At 63.9% G+C, this 14,547-nt stretch carries 14 protein-coding genes; 7 read left to right on the top strand and 7 right to left on the bottom strand.

Annotation, left to right across the window (positions count from 1 at the left end; translation table 11 throughout):
* The first annotated feature begins 3 nt into the window (after window positions 1–3).
* The 4 genes from BXU08_RS19225 to BXU08_RS19240 all read left to right on the top strand — a co-directional run bounded on the left by BXU08_RS19225 (window position 4) and on the right by BXU08_RS19240 (window position 4,578).
* Window positions 4–507: an acyltransferase gene (locus tag BXU08_RS19225; RefSeq protein ID WP_077511757.1), complete on the top strand. Its 504-nt coding sequence runs from the start codon at window positions 4–6 to the stop codon at window positions 505–507.
* Window positions 504–1,463 (top strand): Gfo/Idh/MocA family protein, encoded by a 960-nt coding sequence (locus tag BXU08_RS19230; RefSeq protein WP_077511759.1) that lies wholly within the window; start codon window positions 504–506, stop codon window positions 1,461–1,463. Before BXU08_RS19225 ends, BXU08_RS19230 begins: the two co-directional genes overlap by 4 nt.
* Before the next feature lie 50 nt (window positions 1,464–1,513).
* Window positions 1,514–2,650, top strand: a complete 1,137-nt coding sequence (locus BXU08_RS19235; protein ID WP_077511761.1) for a glycosyltransferase — start codon at window positions 1,514–1,516, stop codon at window positions 2,648–2,650.
* Between the two features lie 134 nt (window positions 2,651–2,784).
* A complete protein-coding gene (locus BXU08_RS19240) occupies window positions 2,785–4,578 on the top strand; it encodes a glycosyl hydrolase family 28-related protein (RefSeq protein WP_077511763.1) in 1,794 nt (597 codons plus the stop codon).
* On the opposite strand, the gene BXU08_RS19245 is transcribed toward BXU08_RS19240, so the two are convergent.
* Entirely contained in the window at window positions 4,571–5,812 is a 1,242-nt protein-coding gene (locus BXU08_RS19245) for a glycosyltransferase (protein ID WP_171982578.1), read from the bottom strand. The genes BXU08_RS19240 and BXU08_RS19245 overlap by 8 nt on opposite strands.
* A 240-nt stretch (window positions 5,813–6,052) precedes the next feature.
* On the opposite strand from BXU08_RS19245, the gene BXU08_RS19250 reads away from it, so the two are divergent.
* Window positions 6,053–7,051, top strand: coding sequence for an NAD-dependent epimerase/dehydratase family protein (locus BXU08_RS19250; protein WP_171982579.1), 999 nt, complete (start codon window positions 6,053–6,055; stop codon window positions 7,049–7,051).
* 45 nt (window positions 7,052–7,096) lie between these two features.
* Complete coding sequence (locus tag BXU08_RS19255) at window positions 7,097–8,350, top strand: oligosaccharide flippase family protein (RefSeq protein WP_077511769.1); 1,254 nt, start codon at window positions 7,097–7,099, stop codon at window positions 8,348–8,350.
* A 38-nt stretch (window positions 8,351–8,388) separates the two neighbouring features.
* On the opposite strand, the gene BXU08_RS19260 is transcribed toward BXU08_RS19255, so the two are convergent.
* Genes BXU08_RS19260 through hisH form a run of 3 tightly spaced genes read right to left on the bottom strand, consistent with a single transcriptional unit; the run spans window position 8,389 to window position 10,912 of the window.
* A complete protein-coding gene (locus BXU08_RS19260; protein ID WP_150125587.1) occupies window positions 8,389–9,531 on the bottom strand; it encodes an N-acetyl sugar amidotransferase in 1,143 nt (380 codons plus the stop codon).
* The gene (locus tag BXU08_RS19265) at window positions 9,528–10,301 is read right to left on the bottom strand and encodes an AglZ/HisF2 family acetamidino modification protein (RefSeq protein ID WP_077511773.1); all 774 of its coding nucleotides are present in this window, start codon (window positions 10,299–10,301) and stop codon (window positions 9,528–9,530) included. Before BXU08_RS19265 ends, BXU08_RS19260 begins: the two co-directional genes overlap by 4 nt.
* Complete coding sequence (hisH, locus tag BXU08_RS19270) at window positions 10,295–10,912, bottom strand: imidazole glycerol phosphate synthase subunit HisH (RefSeq protein ID WP_077511775.1); 618 nt, start codon at window positions 10,910–10,912, stop codon at window positions 10,295–10,297. Before hisH ends, BXU08_RS19265 begins: the two co-directional genes overlap by 7 nt.
* 174 nt (window positions 10,913–11,086) lie before the next feature.
* On the opposite strand from hisH, the gene BXU08_RS20490 reads away from it, so the two are divergent.
* A complete protein-coding gene (locus BXU08_RS20490; RefSeq protein ID WP_171982580.1) occupies window positions 11,087–11,665 on the top strand; it encodes a serine O-acetyltransferase in 579 nt (192 codons plus the stop codon).
* A gap of 71 nt (window positions 11,666–11,736) precedes the next feature.
* Here BXU08_RS20490 and BXU08_RS19280 read toward each other — a convergent pair whose 3' ends face one another.
* The 3 genes from BXU08_RS19280 to BXU08_RS19290 form a co-directional block, all read right to left on the bottom strand.
* Window positions 11,737–12,315, bottom strand: a complete 579-nt coding sequence (locus BXU08_RS19280) for an acyltransferase (RefSeq protein WP_077511779.1) — start codon at window positions 12,313–12,315, stop codon at window positions 11,737–11,739.
* Window positions 12,312–13,295, bottom strand: a complete 984-nt coding sequence (locus BXU08_RS19285; RefSeq protein ID WP_077511781.1) for a Gfo/Idh/MocA family protein — start codon at window positions 13,293–13,295, stop codon at window positions 12,312–12,314. The genes BXU08_RS19280 and BXU08_RS19285 overlap by 4 nt, the downstream gene beginning before the upstream one ends.
* 117 nt (window positions 13,296–13,412) lie before the next feature.
* Window positions 13,413–14,465 (bottom strand): EpsG family protein, encoded by a 1,053-nt coding sequence (locus tag BXU08_RS19290; RefSeq protein ID WP_077511783.1) that lies wholly within the window; start codon window positions 14,463–14,465, stop codon window positions 13,413–13,415.
* Window positions 14,466–14,547 lie beyond the last annotated feature (82 nt).

Below are 14,547 nucleotides of genomic sequence, written 5' to 3' on the forward strand. Positions count from 1 at the left end.
CGCGTGGCCGACAACGTGTTCATCCACCCAACTGCGAACGTCGACGCCCGCGCCGAGATCGGCGAGGGCACCAAGGTCTGGATCAACGTCCAGATTCGCGAAGGGGCGAAGATCGGCCGCAACTGCATCCTGTCGAAGGATGTCTATATCGATCATGCCGTCAGCATCGGCGACGGCTGCAAGGTGCAGAATTCGGTGTCGGTCTATGATGGCGTGACGATCGAGGACGATGTGTTCGTCGGCCCCAACGCCAGCTTCACCAACGACAAGGTGCCGCGCGCCAACAATCCGGAATGGAAGATCACGCCGACCCTGGTTCGGCGCGGCGCCAGCATCGGCGCCAACGCCACGATCGTCTGCGGCACGGTGATCGGTGAATATGCGATGATCGCGGCCGGATCGGTGGTGACCAAGGATGTCGAACCCCATGCACTGATGATGGGCAACCCCGCGCGGTGCGTCGGCTATGTCGACGAAGCCGGCAACCGTCTCGAGGAACGTCCATGACTCCCGTCCGCATCGGCATCATTGGTCTGGGCCGGATGGGCCAGAACCATCTGCGCGTCCTCTCGCTTCTGGCGGGGGCGGACCTGCGCTTCGTCTACGACATCGACGTGGAGAATGCGCGGCGGCTCGGCGAAGCGGCCAATGTGCCCGCGGTCGAGGATCTCGACCGCGCCCTCGCTGACGTCGAAGCCGTCGTCATCGCCAGCCCGACGACGACGCATGAAGCCTATATCCGCCGTGCCGCCGAACATGTTTCCAACATCTTCGTCGAGAAGCCCGTCACCGACGCGCTGTCGTCGTCCCTCGCGATCCGCGAGTTCGTCGAGGACCGCTCGATCAACTTCCAGGTCGGGCTGATCGAGCGCTTCAATCCCGCGGTCGATCAGATGAAGCGTCTGCTCGACCGTTCCGAGCAAGTTGTCAGCGTGGATTTCGTGCGCACCAACAAGCTCAGCGCGCGCATTACCGATGTCGATGTGGTCACCGATCTGATGATCCACGACATTGATCTGGCGCTCTATCTCAACGGGCCTGCCATCGCGGTGTCAGCGCACGGTGTCGCCGAGGGGCCGATGATCGACTATGCAGCGGCGTTGCTTACCCACGAGAATGGCCGTTTCTCGCGAATCCAGGCCAGCCGCATCACCGACAAGAAGATGCGCAGCATCCAGGCGACCTGCAAGGACATGTTCATCGACTGCGAGCTGCTCCGCAAGGAGATCACGCTGAGCCGCCAGTCGGAAGTCGAGCAGCGTCCCGGCGAGCCGTACCGGATCATGGCGGTCGAGGAAAAGATCGAGGTCCAGCCGCGCGAGGCGCTCCAGCTCGAACTCCAGGCGTTTCTCGGCTCCTGCCGCGGAAATCCCGTGGCCGCTGCCGCCGGCGCACGCGAGGGTGTCGACGCCATGGTGGTCTGCGATCAGGTGCTGAAGGCCATATTGGGCACTATTGCGTGACCACCCCAGCGCGCGCAGCGGTCACTTTTGTCTGAGCGGAGCGCGGGGCGATGAAGATCACGCATATCATCCCCGCGCTCACCAAGGGCGGCGCCGAGCGTGTGCTGATCGATCTGGCGAACGAGGCAGCAGCGGCCGGCCATGACGTGACGGTGGTGCTCGGTGCGCCGGTAGCGCCCGAGCTGGGGCAGGCGATGCTGCGGCCCGACGTGCGGATTCGCTTCATCAGCCAGTCGTTCTCGAAGCTGGCACGGTATGGACGCCTGCCTGTCTGGCTGGCGGGGAACTGGCGCTGGCTTCGCGAGCAGGACGTGGTGCATTGCCATCTGACGCTCGCGGCAATCCTCGGCACCGGCATCGGGTGGCTGCGGCGGCTTAGCGGTTCGTCGCGGCCGGTCGTCGTCGAGACGTTCCACGGGGTGGGCATGCCGATAAAGTGGCGGCAACTCGCGCTGACGACCGCGCTTGCCCGCGGGCGCGACGGTTTTGCGCTGATGGCGCAGGATTCGCATTGGTCCCGTTTCGCCGAACGGAATCCAGCATTGCCGATTGCGATCATTCCCAACGGCGTCGCGATCAGCGGTTCGGTGCCGGATACGGCCGCGGTGGCGGCATATCGTCAACAGATCGGTGTGCCCGAGTCGGCGCGATGGATCGTCGGGACGATCGGCCGCATCCTGCCCGAGCGCAATCCGCTGGCGACCGTCGCCGCGTTCGCGGAGGCCGCGCGATTGCTCGGCGACGATGTCCACTTCCTGATGGGCGGCAGCGGCTCGATGCTGGAAGAGGTGCGCGCGGCGGGCGACGCGGCCGGCCTTGGCGCCCGGCTGCATTTACCGGGGCTGGTGGTCGAGCCGCGGTTCGCGCTCGCGTTGATGGACGTCTATGTGAGCATGAATGTCGGCCCGATCACAGGCATTGCCGGGCTCGAGGCGGCTGCCGCGGGGGTTCCGGTGATCGCGGTTCAGGCGCTTGCCGACTATCGGCGCGCGCCCGGAGATTGGATCTGGTCCGACCCCGATCCGACGCAGGTTGGCGCGGAAGCGGCGCGCCTGCTCCGCGACGGTGCGGACCGGGCGGCAACCGGCCAGCGACAGAAGGCGCACGTCCTTGCGCATCATAGCGCTGCCCATATGATGCACGCTTACGAAGACTTGTACGCGCGGGCACGGGCCGTGATCGACTAGGCCGTTCGACCATCGAAGCAGGGCGAAGACCCGGTATATTCCCATCCGGAGGCATGGGCTGCCCGCTATTTTCCGGCAGCGGTCCTGGTGCATTTCGAGGGAAGTCTCGCGGCTTACAAAAGGGGGAGCAGCGCATGCCATTCGACGGTTCAGGGACCTATGCGCCGCCCGGCCCACCCGTGTTTCCGGCCGATCCGCTGCTGCCGATACCCGCGCTCGACTACAACGCCACCATCCTGGATGTGGCGGGCGCTTTGAGCGATTGCCTGACGCGCGATGGTCAGGCCGGCATGCTCGCCGATCTCGATCTGGGCGGCTTCCGCGCCACCGGCCTCGGCGCGCCGACCGCCGCGGCCGATGCGGCCACCAGACACTATGTCGATGACGCGACTGCGCCACTGGCCGTCCTCGGCATCATCCCGCCCGGCCTGCCGACCGATCCGGCGGTAGACGCTGCGCCGGCGATCAACGCCGCACTCGCCGACTCCGATTACGGTGTCGTCCTGCTGCCGCCCGGCACCTACGGTCTGCTGTCCTCGATCGTCCTGCAGAGCGGCAAGACGCTGCGCGGCGCGGGCTGGAACCTGACATCGCTCGTCGCGCTCGACGGTTTCGACAGCGGCATTGCGACCAATAGCCTCGTCTATGGCGCCTCAGCGACGACCGCCGTCGTCGTCTCAGATCTCGCGGTCGATGGCGGGAAAGTCAGGGGCGGGGGCACCATCCGGCTCACCGGCCTGCAGTTGCGCGGCACCAGTTTCCTTGTCGAGCGGACAATCTCGCGCAACTGCACCGGCTACGGGCATTTTGCCCAAGGGGATCCGGGCGGGTTCTTCTACGCTTCCGGCACGTTCCGCGACTGCTGGAGCTACAATTGCCAGATTGCCTTCGAACAGACCGCGTCGGACGGCGTCCTGCTGGTGAACTGCCATGCGCGTGACGGCGATGGCGACCTGATCGGCACCTATTTCCATCCGCTCACTCGGTCACGCAACATCACATATCTGTCATGTACGGCGTACGGAAACGCCTTTGCCGGAGTCGAGTTGATCGCCGATGCCAGTGGCCCGATGGACAATATCCGGATCATCGGCTGCACTATCCAGATGCTCGGAAACGTGCCCGCGCTCGTTCAGAGCGGCGTCGCGCGAACTACCAACCTGCAGTTGCTGGCGAGCCGCTTCGTCTCGGCGGGGGGTGCCGCCAGCACGGACATGACATTGGTCGAGGGGAGCGCAGTCCAGTGCGTGTTCGACGGCGGCTTGGTCGGCTCGAACTGGTCGGGCGCGACGATGAACTTCACCAATTGCAAGTCGATCGGACGTGCGCAGGGGGTTGGCGTCGCCGCCTATGGTATCGTCGCCACCGGCAACAGCGACCTGCGCTGGTCCGGCGGGAGTCTGGAGGCTCATGGCGACGCACAACGCTTCTGGACGAGTGTCTCTGCCGGCAGCGTCCTGATCAAGACGCCGGACACCCGGCAGGTTCCAGACGGGCCGAATGCAACGTTCTCCGCCGCCAATCTGGTGGTCACCGCCAACCGTACCGGCGCCGATCTCTCGGCCGGCTTGCCCTTCGCCTGGGATGCGGCTGATTACGACACCGACGGCTATTTCGACCCGACCAAACCCACAAGGCTGACTGTCCGGAACGGCGTCGGCAAAGTAATGATCAACGCCAACACCTTCGTTCAGGACATGGTGACGACTGCGTCGGTGCAGATGAGCATCGTCAAGAACGGCAACAAGGTATTGTCGTCCAACGTATCGAACGGCACCCTGTCGCAAGGGCTGTGCTATACGGCCGGGCCGATCTCGGCAGTGCCGGGGGATTATTTCGAGGTCTGGCTGGGAGTGTCCGGCGATCCGTCGGTCATCATCCAGGCGGCCCGGTGCAATTTCAGCATGCACGCGGTGGCATTCACCTGATCCGGCTGCGTGGGCCCATCAGCTTGGCATATTCGTCGCGCTCGTGCTGGTTGAGCGCCTCGGGATCCAGGATCTCAAGTGCGCGGGCCCGGGCCGCCTTGCCCATCGCCTCCGCATAGTGCCGGTCACGGATCAGGCGCTCGGCGCCATCGGCGAGCCTGGTGCAATCGCGGAAGGGCACCAGCTCACCGGTCTCGCCCGTCTGGATGAGATCGGCCTGCCAATCCAGATCATAAGCGACGATCGGTGCCGCACCCAGTGCGGATTCGGATAGCGCACGGCCGGTGAGGGGCGAAATGACCGCCGCCGCGTGCGGATTGAGCTGGGACAAGGCATGCTGGTTCTGGTTTCCGGCGAAGACGACGCGATCGCCGACGCCTTCCGCAACCGCCAGTTCGGCAAGCTCGTCGCGCATCGGCCCATCGCCGGCCATCACCAGCTTGAGGTCGTGTCCGCGCCGCACCAGCTCGGCGAGAACCCGAACTGCATCGTCGGGGAATTTCACTGCCTGGAGCCGGCCGACGCACAGCAGATACGCGCCCAGCGTCACGCCCAGCGCGGCGAAGAGCGCCGCATCGCAGCCGCGCGCCTCTGGCGGCTGGAGATGCGCTTCGGCCAGCAAATTGCCATAGCGGAAGATCGTCACGCGATCGGGCCGCGCGCCGTTAGCGATCGAGAAGTCGACATTGTCCTGGTTCGGCGCGGCAACCAAGTCCGCGCGCGGGAAAACGAAATGCTCGACCTTCTTCTCGCGCGCCGCCGTGCCGAACAGTTTGGGATAGAGCGGCTGGCCGGTGCTTTCACGGACCTTGTCGTTGTTGCCGTTGACGCGGATCAGCATGGGGATGCCGCTCAGCCGCGCGAGAGCGAGGCCGAACAGTCCGAGATAGAGCGGATCGCCGACCCGGATGACGCGGATCTTCTCGCGCCGGATCAGGCGAAGCAGCGTGAAGAACAGCCCGAGCTGGCTCAGTACGAAATTTATCGGGAAGAAGCGGGCCAACGCAGCGAGCCGCCCGACTTTGCCCTCGATGAAGGTGTGCCGCGGCGCAAGCTCGTGCCACACCGGCTTGCCGAACTTCGGCGTCCATTTTTCCGAAGTGAGCAGCGTCGCGAAGGGATGAACGCTCCAGACATGGCGGAAGAACCCGTCCAGATCGCGGCATGTTACCGAATCCTTGAGACCGCGCTCGCGGATCATCTCCAGCGTATAGGATGCGTCGAGCACGAGCATCGCAGGCCGTGGACCAGCGCTGTCATATCCCGCCGATACCCCAGCTTGCGGTTGTTCTTGCGAGCCTTCCATGCGCTGCCACCCCGTTTTGCAGTGCCGCCCCTTAGGGTTGCGCCAGAGGCAGGGCAACGATCCTTATTGCATTGACCGTTCGCCACGCGTGCCGCTACAGCCGCCTCACTTGGGCCCGCCGGGCCCGTATCCAGACAATTTTGGGGGATCGTGGTGGTGGAAAGCGTCGTGTCGCAGCTGGCAGGCCGCAAGGTCATCGTCACGGGCGGGGCCGGGTTCATCGGGTCGCATCTGTGCGAAGCGCTGCTCGACGTCGGTGCCGAAGTGATCTGCCTCGACGATCTTTCCGCGGGCAAGCGCGGCAATGTTGCGCATCTCGAAGGCAAGTCGAACCGCCCCAACTTCCGCTTCGTAGAGCTCGACATTTGCGACGACGGTCCGGCGATGGATGCGGCGTTCGAGGGTGTCGATACGGTCTTCCACAATGCGGCGTCGAAGAAGAATATCTGCCTGATCAACCCGCACCGCGATCTGGAGGTCAATGCGGGCGGCGCGCTCAACCTGCTCAAGATGTCGATGAAGCATGGTGTCCGTAAGTTCGTCCAGGCATCGACCGGATCGGTCTATGGCGAGCCGCAGATTTTCCCGACGACCGAGGCGCATCCGTTCGAGCCGGTGTCCTATTACGGCGTCTCCAAGCTCGCCGGTGAGCGTTACGTCGACGTCTTCCATAAGCTCTACGGGCTCGACACGACGATCCTGCGCTATTTCCACGTCTATGGCCCGCGCCAGGAATCGAACGAGTTCGGCGGGGTGGTCTCGATCTTCCTGCGCCGCATCACGCAGGGTGAGAACCCGATCGTGTTCGGTCATGGCGAGCAGGTTCGGTCGTTCACCTGGGTGAAGGATCTCGTTGAAGCCAATCTGCGCGCCGCGACCGATCCGCAGGCGACGGGCCGGGCCTATAACGCCGCTTCGGGTATCCGCGTGACGATCAACGAACTCGCCAAGGGCATGCTCGAGATCCTCGATCCGGCCGGCAAGCTTGAAGTCGAACATGGCGAGCCGCTGATCGGCGACATCATGGAGTTCGATGTTTCGAACGCTGCGATCCGCGAAGACCTGGGCATCGAGTTCGAAGCCGATTTCTGGGGCACGCTCAAGACTGCGCTCGCCGATGTCGATGCCTTCCTCGGCAAGGCGGAGCCGACGGGTGTTGCCGCCTAACCAGCCGCTCGGCGGCCACCGTCAGCAACAGCGCAAGGCGCGCTGATGGACCGGCGCCAGTATCTACGCCACTTCATGGTGCTGTTCTCCGGAACGGCCGCGGCGCAGCTCGTCAACCTCGCGAGCTATCCCTTTCTGGCGCGGCTCTACACGCCCGCGGATTTCGGTGTCTTCGCGATGTTCGTCGCGGTCTCGGCGATTCCGGGCGCGATCGCATGCGGCCGCTTCGACCTGGCGGTGCCGACTGCGCCGAGAGCCGGGCGGTTCGCTATCCTATGGCTATGCATCGCCATCGCCGCAGCAATGGGCGCGCTGTCAGCAGTCGGCTCCGCGCTCTACTGGGTCGTGACCGGTGCCCAAGTCCAGCCGGTGATCCCGGCACTGCTCGGCTTGTGCGTGTTCCTCACCGGCTTCTGCGCCGCCGCTGCGCTCTATCTCATGCGGCACGACGGCTATCGGAGCAATTCGGCGTCGATGCTCCTGCGTACCGGCAGCACCGTCGCCATCCAGATCGGTCTGGCACTGGTCTGGCGGCATCCCCTGTCGCTCATCATCGGATTCACCTTGGGCTTCGCGGCGCAGGCGCTGCTGCTCGCATGGGCGATCTGGCGGCATGTGCCCCCCAAGCGGCCGCGCGTGGCGCAGATGCGCGCGATGTTCCGCCGCTATCAGCGCCAGGTCGCGATCGACATTCCCAGCACCTTCATCGCGGCAGTGTCGCTCAACCTGCTCACCTTCCTGCTGCTCGGGCTGTTCGGCGCGAACGTGGTCGGCCTTTATTCGCTGGGCAACCGCATCGCGATTCTGCCGCTCCAGTTGTTCAATGACGCGCTGAGCCAGGTTTTCTTCCAGAAAGCTGCGCGGGCGCAGGAGGAGCGCGGGCATTTCTGGCCCGAGATGAAGTTCAATCTGCTGACCTCCGGGCTGCTTTCGATCGGCGTGGTGGTCGGCGTCTGGCTGCTCGCCCGCCCATTCATCTCGATCTATCTCGGAAAGTCGTGGGAGCCAGCGGCGGACATCCTCGTCATCCTTGCGCCGATGCTGGCGGCGCGCAGCCTGTGCCTGTCGATCGCAACTTCGGTCTTCGTGCTGCGCAAGGCGCATTGGCTGCTGATCCACAATGTCGCCAATTGCGCGGCGCTGGGCGCTGCATTCGTCATCGCGCGGCTCGCCGATCTGGATCTATACCCCTTCCTGACGCTGACCGCGGGGCTATTGTTCGTTGAATATGTCGGCTTCACGCTGTGGCTCGTCTGGGCGGCGCGCCGCGGCGCGCATCCCAAAGTCGTCGCGCTATAGCTCGTTAGGCCGCCGGCGCTCCCGGCTGACCGGCCCGATCATTTCCAGACCAGACGGCCGACCTTGAGGTTCATGCGGCGATACAGCGCCAGCAGCTTCTGGAAGAACGCCGCCTCTGACGGATAGTCGGTATGGGGTCTTTCCGGGCGCGCGATATAGTCCGCGAACTTCTCCTCGGACCAGCCCATCTTCTTGATGAAGTAGAGGCGATCCGCCTCCATATCCTTCTCGCTTGGATAGGCGATGCCGGCAGCGCGCTCGAGCGCCTCGTCGCGCGTCATTTCGCCGGTCATGATCAGGCTGGAGAGGTGCGGTTTCCGCTTGTCGACGCCGAACTTATAGGGCTGCAGATAGCCCTGGTAGAAGCGCGTGAACACCGACTCATAGTGTTTATGGGCATAGGGCTTGTAGCCAAAGTCGCGCTGCAGAACCTCCAGCGCATCGCTCTTGCGGTAATCGAGATAGTCGAGGAACGAGACCCATTTGATCCGATTCACGCCGATGTAGCGGACCATGTCCAGCGTGCTTAGCGACGGGAACGACTTCAGCCGGGGCCCGCCGAATCGCTTGGAGATGCCGATGATGTTGCGCTTGTCCGCCTTGTGCCAATTCCACGTCGAGGGGATGTCGACACCCTCGGTGGCGATGTTGGTGCCGGCGAGGATATATTTCAGGCCGTGCCTAGCCGCCTGCTGATAGTTCACCGCGAGCATCGCATTGTCGTAGAGCACTTCGACATCGATCACGTCGGAGGCGAAGAAAGCCTCCATCAGCCCGCGGATCTCGGGCCAGTCGATGACATGGGTGTAGAGATCGACGTTGAGGCCGCGCACGAGATTGGCGATGTTGTTCTGCGCCAGCTCCGAATTCCATCCGCTGTCCATGTGGACTGCCAGCGGTCGCAGCCCGAGACGCACTGCCTGAACCAGCGACCAGCTCGAATCGACGCCGCCCGAAAGCCCGACGATGCAGTCGTATTTCTTGCCCTTGCCCGCTTCCTTGACCATTGCGACGAGGCCGTTGAGCCGCCGCAGCCGCTCATTCTCGTCGAAGGGAAGGTGCTTTTCCTTCTTGCGCAGGAAATCCGAGCAATAGTTGCAGATGCCCTGCTCATCGAAAACGATGTCCGGCGCGGTGGTGTCCATGATGCACCGCGAGCAGGTCTGGACGTTGGGTATCACTCGGCATCACTCCAAAGCGCGCGTAGTTGGTCATATTGGGGATAGGTGATGAGCACGGCGCGGTGCGGGCCCTGAAATACGAAATATGCGCCCGCGGCAACCGCACTGGCGCCGGCGTCGGTGGCAGCCTTGATATCGGCCAGTGACGAAATGCCGCCGACCGCCACCAGCGGCACGTCCGCGATCTGGCTCGCCTCGCGGATCAGCTCCAGGTCGGGCCCGGCAAGCGTCCCGTCGCGATCCACGGCATTGAGCAGGATCTCGCCAGCACCATTGGCGACGGCGTCGCGCACGGCCTGGCGCCAGTCGCTCTGACCCGGCTTTACCCCGGTGGCGCTGAACGCCTGCAGCTTGCCCAGCCAGCCGCGCTTTACGTCGATCGAGACCACCACCGCCTGTTCCCCGGCATGATCGGCGATTTCGCGCACGATTCCCGGGTTGCGCGCGACGGCGCTCTGCAGCGAGACCTTCTCGACGCCGAGGCTGAACAGCTTCAGCGCCTCCTCGGCGGTGCGGATGCCGCCGCCATAGCAGAGCGGCATGAAGCATTCGCTCGCAAGCTGTTCGATGAGATCGAAATCGGGCCCGCGGTTCTCCCGCGTAGCGTCGATGTCGAGTATCATCAGCTCGTCGACTTCCTTCTCGTTGAAGATTTTCACGGCGTTGATCGGGTCGCCGACATATTTCGGCTTGCCGAACTTCATCGTCTTTACGAGGCCGCCCCGGCTTTCGCTGAGCAGCAAGCAGGGAATGACGCGATGAGTCAGCATGGCATCGCCAGGAAACGCCGCATCAGCGCCAGCCCGAAACGATGGCTCTTCTCGGGGTGGAACTGGACCCCGTAGATGTTGTCGCGGTGGACGGCGGTAGTGAAGGTCGTGCCATAGTCGGCGGTGGCGAGCACGTTTTCGGCACTATCGCAGACGGCGCGGTATTTGTGGACGTGATAGAAACGCTGCTCGCCTTCGTCCGAGGAGATTAACGGGTTTGGCCTGGCGGCAGTCACCACCGACCAGCCCATGTGCGGGATCTTCAGCTCGCGATGCCCGCCGGTGTCGATCTTGATTACATCGGCCTCGATCCAGCCCAGTCCCGGCGTCACGCCCTCTTCACTGCGGCGGCACAGGAGTTGCATGCCCAGGCAGATGCCGAGAATAGGGATCTTGCGCTCCAGCGCGAGCCGGTTGAGCGGCTCGATCCAGCCCTGGTTGAGCTTCGCCATCCCCGCGTCGAAGGCGCCGACGCCGGGGATAACCACGCGCTTGCAGTCGTGCAGCGCCGCGGGGTCGCTGACGATGTCCGCGCTGCCGTCGGCTGCCTGGAACATGCGCTGGACCGACTTGATGTTGCCGATCCCGCAATCGACAATAGTCACGTCCATTGGAGAAGGCTCCAAAAGAGGGTCTTCCCGCCCGCGCGGGCGCTTGGCAAGCGATGCATGGCATGTCGCTTAGCTGGTCGCTGCCGAGCCGCCAACCCCCGGGTTGCGACTGGCCAGACGGGCTCGCGATCCTTACGGGTTGCCGGCGCCATCTGGAGCAGGAAAGGTTTGGAAGTGATCGACAGCCGGGCGAGCCTGAAAGCCTATATCTGCGCCGATTTCGCCAGCATGGGCGTGCGGCCCGGCGCGCGCACCTTGTTGCTCGATCCGGTGGCGCGCTTCACGCTGGCGATGCGGGTCTATGAGTATCTGCTCAACACCGGAAAGCCCGCGTTGGTCCGCATCCCGTTCCTGCTGCTGTTCCGGCGGATGTCGGTGCGGCTGGGGTTCAGCCTCGGCCCGAACATCTTCGGACCGGGGGTGGCGATCGTCCATTACGGTCTGCTGGTGATCGATCCGACCACGCGGATCGGCAAGAATTGCCGGATCCACATGGGTGCGCATATCGGCGGTGCGGCGCAGTTCGTGGAGCCGGGCGAAGAGCACAAATACTCGCCGCGAATCGGCGACAACGTCTATATCGGCCCCGGCGCGAAGCTCTATGGTCCGATCCGGATCGGCGACAATTGCGTGATCGGCGCCAACGCCGTCGTCACCAGATCGTTCGAGGAGCCCGGGCTGACACTGGCGGGGGTGCCCGCCAAGGTGATCGCCCAAGGCGGGGCAGGGGAACGCGTGCTGAAGGGCGCCTAGCGCCAAGCTCGTCCGCCCTGGCGACGGGCGGGTCGGTCAAGCGCTGGCAGTAAGTGCTGGAAAGGGGAGGTCTAGGCAGCCAGCGTCAGCATGCCGTCGGTAAGTTGATAGACGTCGCCGGTGTGAGGACAGGTCTCGTTGCCGCTTCCCTGCACGGGCAGCGCCAGCCGCTCGCCATGGCGACTCATCCAGCCGATCTGATGGCCCGGCACGCCCGCGATGAGCGCGAACGGCTTGACATCGCGATTGACCACCGCGCCCGCCGCGACGAAGGCGAATTCGCCGATCGTCACGCCGCACACGACGGTGCAATTGGCGCCCAGCGTGGCGCCACGCCCGACCTGGGTCTGCCGGTATTCATCCTTGCGGACGATCAGCGAGCGCGGGTTGTAGACATTGGTGAAGACCATGCTCGGACCGCAGAACACGCCCTCAGCCAGCCGCACGCCATCATAGACCGAGACGTTGTTCTGCACCTTGCAGCCGTCGCCGATCACTACGTCGTTCCCGACGAACACATTCTGCCCCAGCGATACGCCCGCACCAATCCGGGCGCCGGCGCAGACATGGACGAAATGCCAGACCCGCGAGCCGTCGCCGATCTGGGCGCCATCATCGACGATCGCGCTATCGTGCTTGGTGTAGCTCATCCGGCGGCGCGTCTCGCGATGCCGGCCAGCGGATGCGTCGAACTGGCGAACTTGAGTTGCGGCGCCGTACGGATCTCATGCACCAGCCGGATTGCCGGCAGCGCGTCGTCCAACCCGAAGCCGCCGCCGTTCAGGATGTGGCGATAGCTGTCGGTGTGAAGGTCGGTGAACCCTTCCGAGAACTCGATCTCGCCGCCGTCCATGGTGATGCTGCGATAAGTGCGCTGGCCCTTCGCCTGCACCGCCTCGGGAAGATACTCGGCATTCACCGACAGGAACCAGCGGACATTCGCGTTCTTGAAGCGGATCACGCCGCTGCCGACGTCCCAGGTCAGCAGATGAACGTTGTTCTCGATCGCAGGACCAAAGACCCAGAGCAGCATGTCGAAGAAGTGGACGCCGATATTCGCGGCGATGCCCCCAGACTTGGTATCCTCGCCTTTCCACGACGCGAAATACCAGGCGCCGCGGCTGGTAATGTAGGTCAGGTCAATGTCGAACATCGCATTGGGGTCGGCAGCCACGGCGTCCGCCACGCGCTGTCGCAGCGCAATGATGCTCGGGTGCAGGCGCAGCTGCAGGATGGTGTGAACCTTGTGACCGCTCTCGCGCTCGATGTCCTGAAGCGCCTCGGCGTTCCAGGGATTGACGACCAGCGGTTTCTCGCAAATCGCGTCGGCGCCGGCGCGCAGCGCGAAGCGGATGTGCGAATCGTGCAGATAGTTGGGTGAGCAGATCGAGACGAACTCGACCTTGCGGCCGTCGTCCTTGCGGCGCAGCTTGTCGATGTGGCGGTCGAAGCGCTCGAATTCGACGAAGAACGCGCTTTCAGGAAAATGGCTATCGATGATGCCGACGGAGTCGTTCGGGTCCATCGCGGCGACGATCCGGTTTCCGGTCGCCTTGATCGCGGCCATGTGGCGCGGCGCGATATAACCGGCGGCGCCGATGAGCGCAAAGTTCCGAACGTCAGACGACATTATATCCTCGCATTTCAGACACTTGGTGAAATTTTATGGCCCCATGGAGCCCCCGGCGATGGGGTAGGGCATTGGTCGGTGAAGTGCAACCGCGCAGCGTCATCGATGTCCGCAACGTCAGAGCAGGTAATTGCGATAGGGCAGCCAATATTCCGCATGTTGCGCGAAAATCAGCCAGATCACCTGCACTGATGCCGAGTATACCAGCACGAAGGCGACCAGCTGACCGTTCCGCATGCTGCGGGCGGGATAGGCATAAGGCAGGCGGCCCAGCACGAACAACTGCAACGGGATCAGATAGAGCGCGAAACGATCGACTACCGTCGAGGAGGACATCACGAGAAGCCCGACGAAGCAGGCGAGCGAAGCATAGGCGAAGTTGCGCCAGATCCGCTTTTCCTGCTCCGACACCGCAAAGCGGTCCTGCGCTACCAGATACAATATGGCGGGCAGGATGTTCATCGCGATTCGGATGCCAGCGCCTTGCGAGCTGCGCTCCGCATCGAAGTAGTTGGCGAACATCGAAGCGAGGAAGGTCTCGAGAAACAGGAAGAACAGCAACCCAGCGAGGACCGCGCCAATCGAGTAGATCACGAAGCGGTGTCGGATCGATGCGCCGACGATCAGCGGCATGATCAGCACGGCGCTCTTGTGGAACGCCGCCGCCAGGATGAACAGGAACAGGAAACGGACATAGCGGCCCTGCTCGAACCGCATCAGCGCGGCCATGACCAGCCCGATCGCGGTCGCCTGCCGGGTGTATCCCATGGCGACGACGATGATCAGATAGGGGACGCCAACCGCGATGGTGAGCCAGGGATTGGGCTGTTGCTGCGCGAACACCACAAGCCCCCAGGTGAAGATCATCGCGCAGATCAGATTGACCAGCCAGATGTCGACATTCAGGTAATGGGCGAGCGTATTGAGCGCCATGTACGCCGGATCCTGAAGCGCCATCGCCTCTCCGAACGACATCCCGCCCACATAATCGAAGATTACGACGTAATTCTGCCAGTCGGCGCCGACACGCAGGCGCAGGCCGATGGCAAGCACGATGAGCACGGCGGCAGCGAGCAAAAGCGGCGAGGGCCTGTTTTGGTCGCGCCCCTTCAGGCTGTACGACACTGCGCCCAGCGCGAACACCGCAAACAACAGCCAATAAGGGAACACAGAGTCTCCGTCGCTGGGTAGCGTTTTCCCGCCAGGCGGAAGAGCTGGCCCCGCTGCCGGGTAGCTTCACCCACCCGGCAAC

Origin of the sequence: Sphingomonas sp. LM7, assembly GCF_002002925.1 — a bacterium.
Taxonomy (GTDB): Bacteria; Pseudomonadota; Alphaproteobacteria; order Sphingomonadales; family Sphingomonadaceae; genus Sphingomonas.

Excerpts from the sequence above, each read along its gene's own strand:
- BXU08_RS19230 (WP_077511759.1), top strand. The coding sequence starts at position 504 with ATGACTCCCGTCCGCATCGGCATCATTGGTCTGGGCCGGATGGGCCAG.
- BXU08_RS19235 (WP_077511761.1), top strand. The coding sequence starts at position 1,514 with ATGAAGATCACGCATATCATCCCCGCGCTCACCAAGGGCGGCGCCGAG.
- BXU08_RS19240 (WP_077511763.1), top strand. The coding sequence starts at position 2,785 with ATGCCATTCGACGGTTCAGGGACCTATGCGCCGCCCGGCCCACCCGTG.
- BXU08_RS19245 (WP_171982578.1), bottom strand. The coding sequence starts at position 5,812 with ATGCTCGTGCTCGACGCATCCTATACGCTGGAGATGATCCGCGAGCGC.
- BXU08_RS19255 (WP_077511769.1), top strand. The coding sequence starts at position 7,097 with ATGGACCGGCGCCAGTATCTACGCCACTTCATGGTGCTGTTCTCCGGA.
- BXU08_RS19265 (WP_077511773.1), bottom strand. The coding sequence starts at position 10,301 with ATGCTGACTCATCGCGTCATTCCCTGCTTGCTGCTCAGCGAAAGCCGG.
- hisH (WP_077511775.1), bottom strand. The coding sequence starts at position 10,912 with ATGGACGTGACTATTGTCGATTGCGGGATCGGCAACATCAAGTCGGTC.
- BXU08_RS19280 (WP_077511779.1), bottom strand. The coding sequence starts at position 12,315 with ATGAGCTACACCAAGCACGATAGCGCGATCGTCGATGATGGCGCCCAG.
- BXU08_RS19285 (WP_077511781.1), bottom strand. The coding sequence starts at position 13,295 with ATGTCGTCTGACGTTCGGAACTTTGCGCTCATCGGCGCCGCCGGTTAT.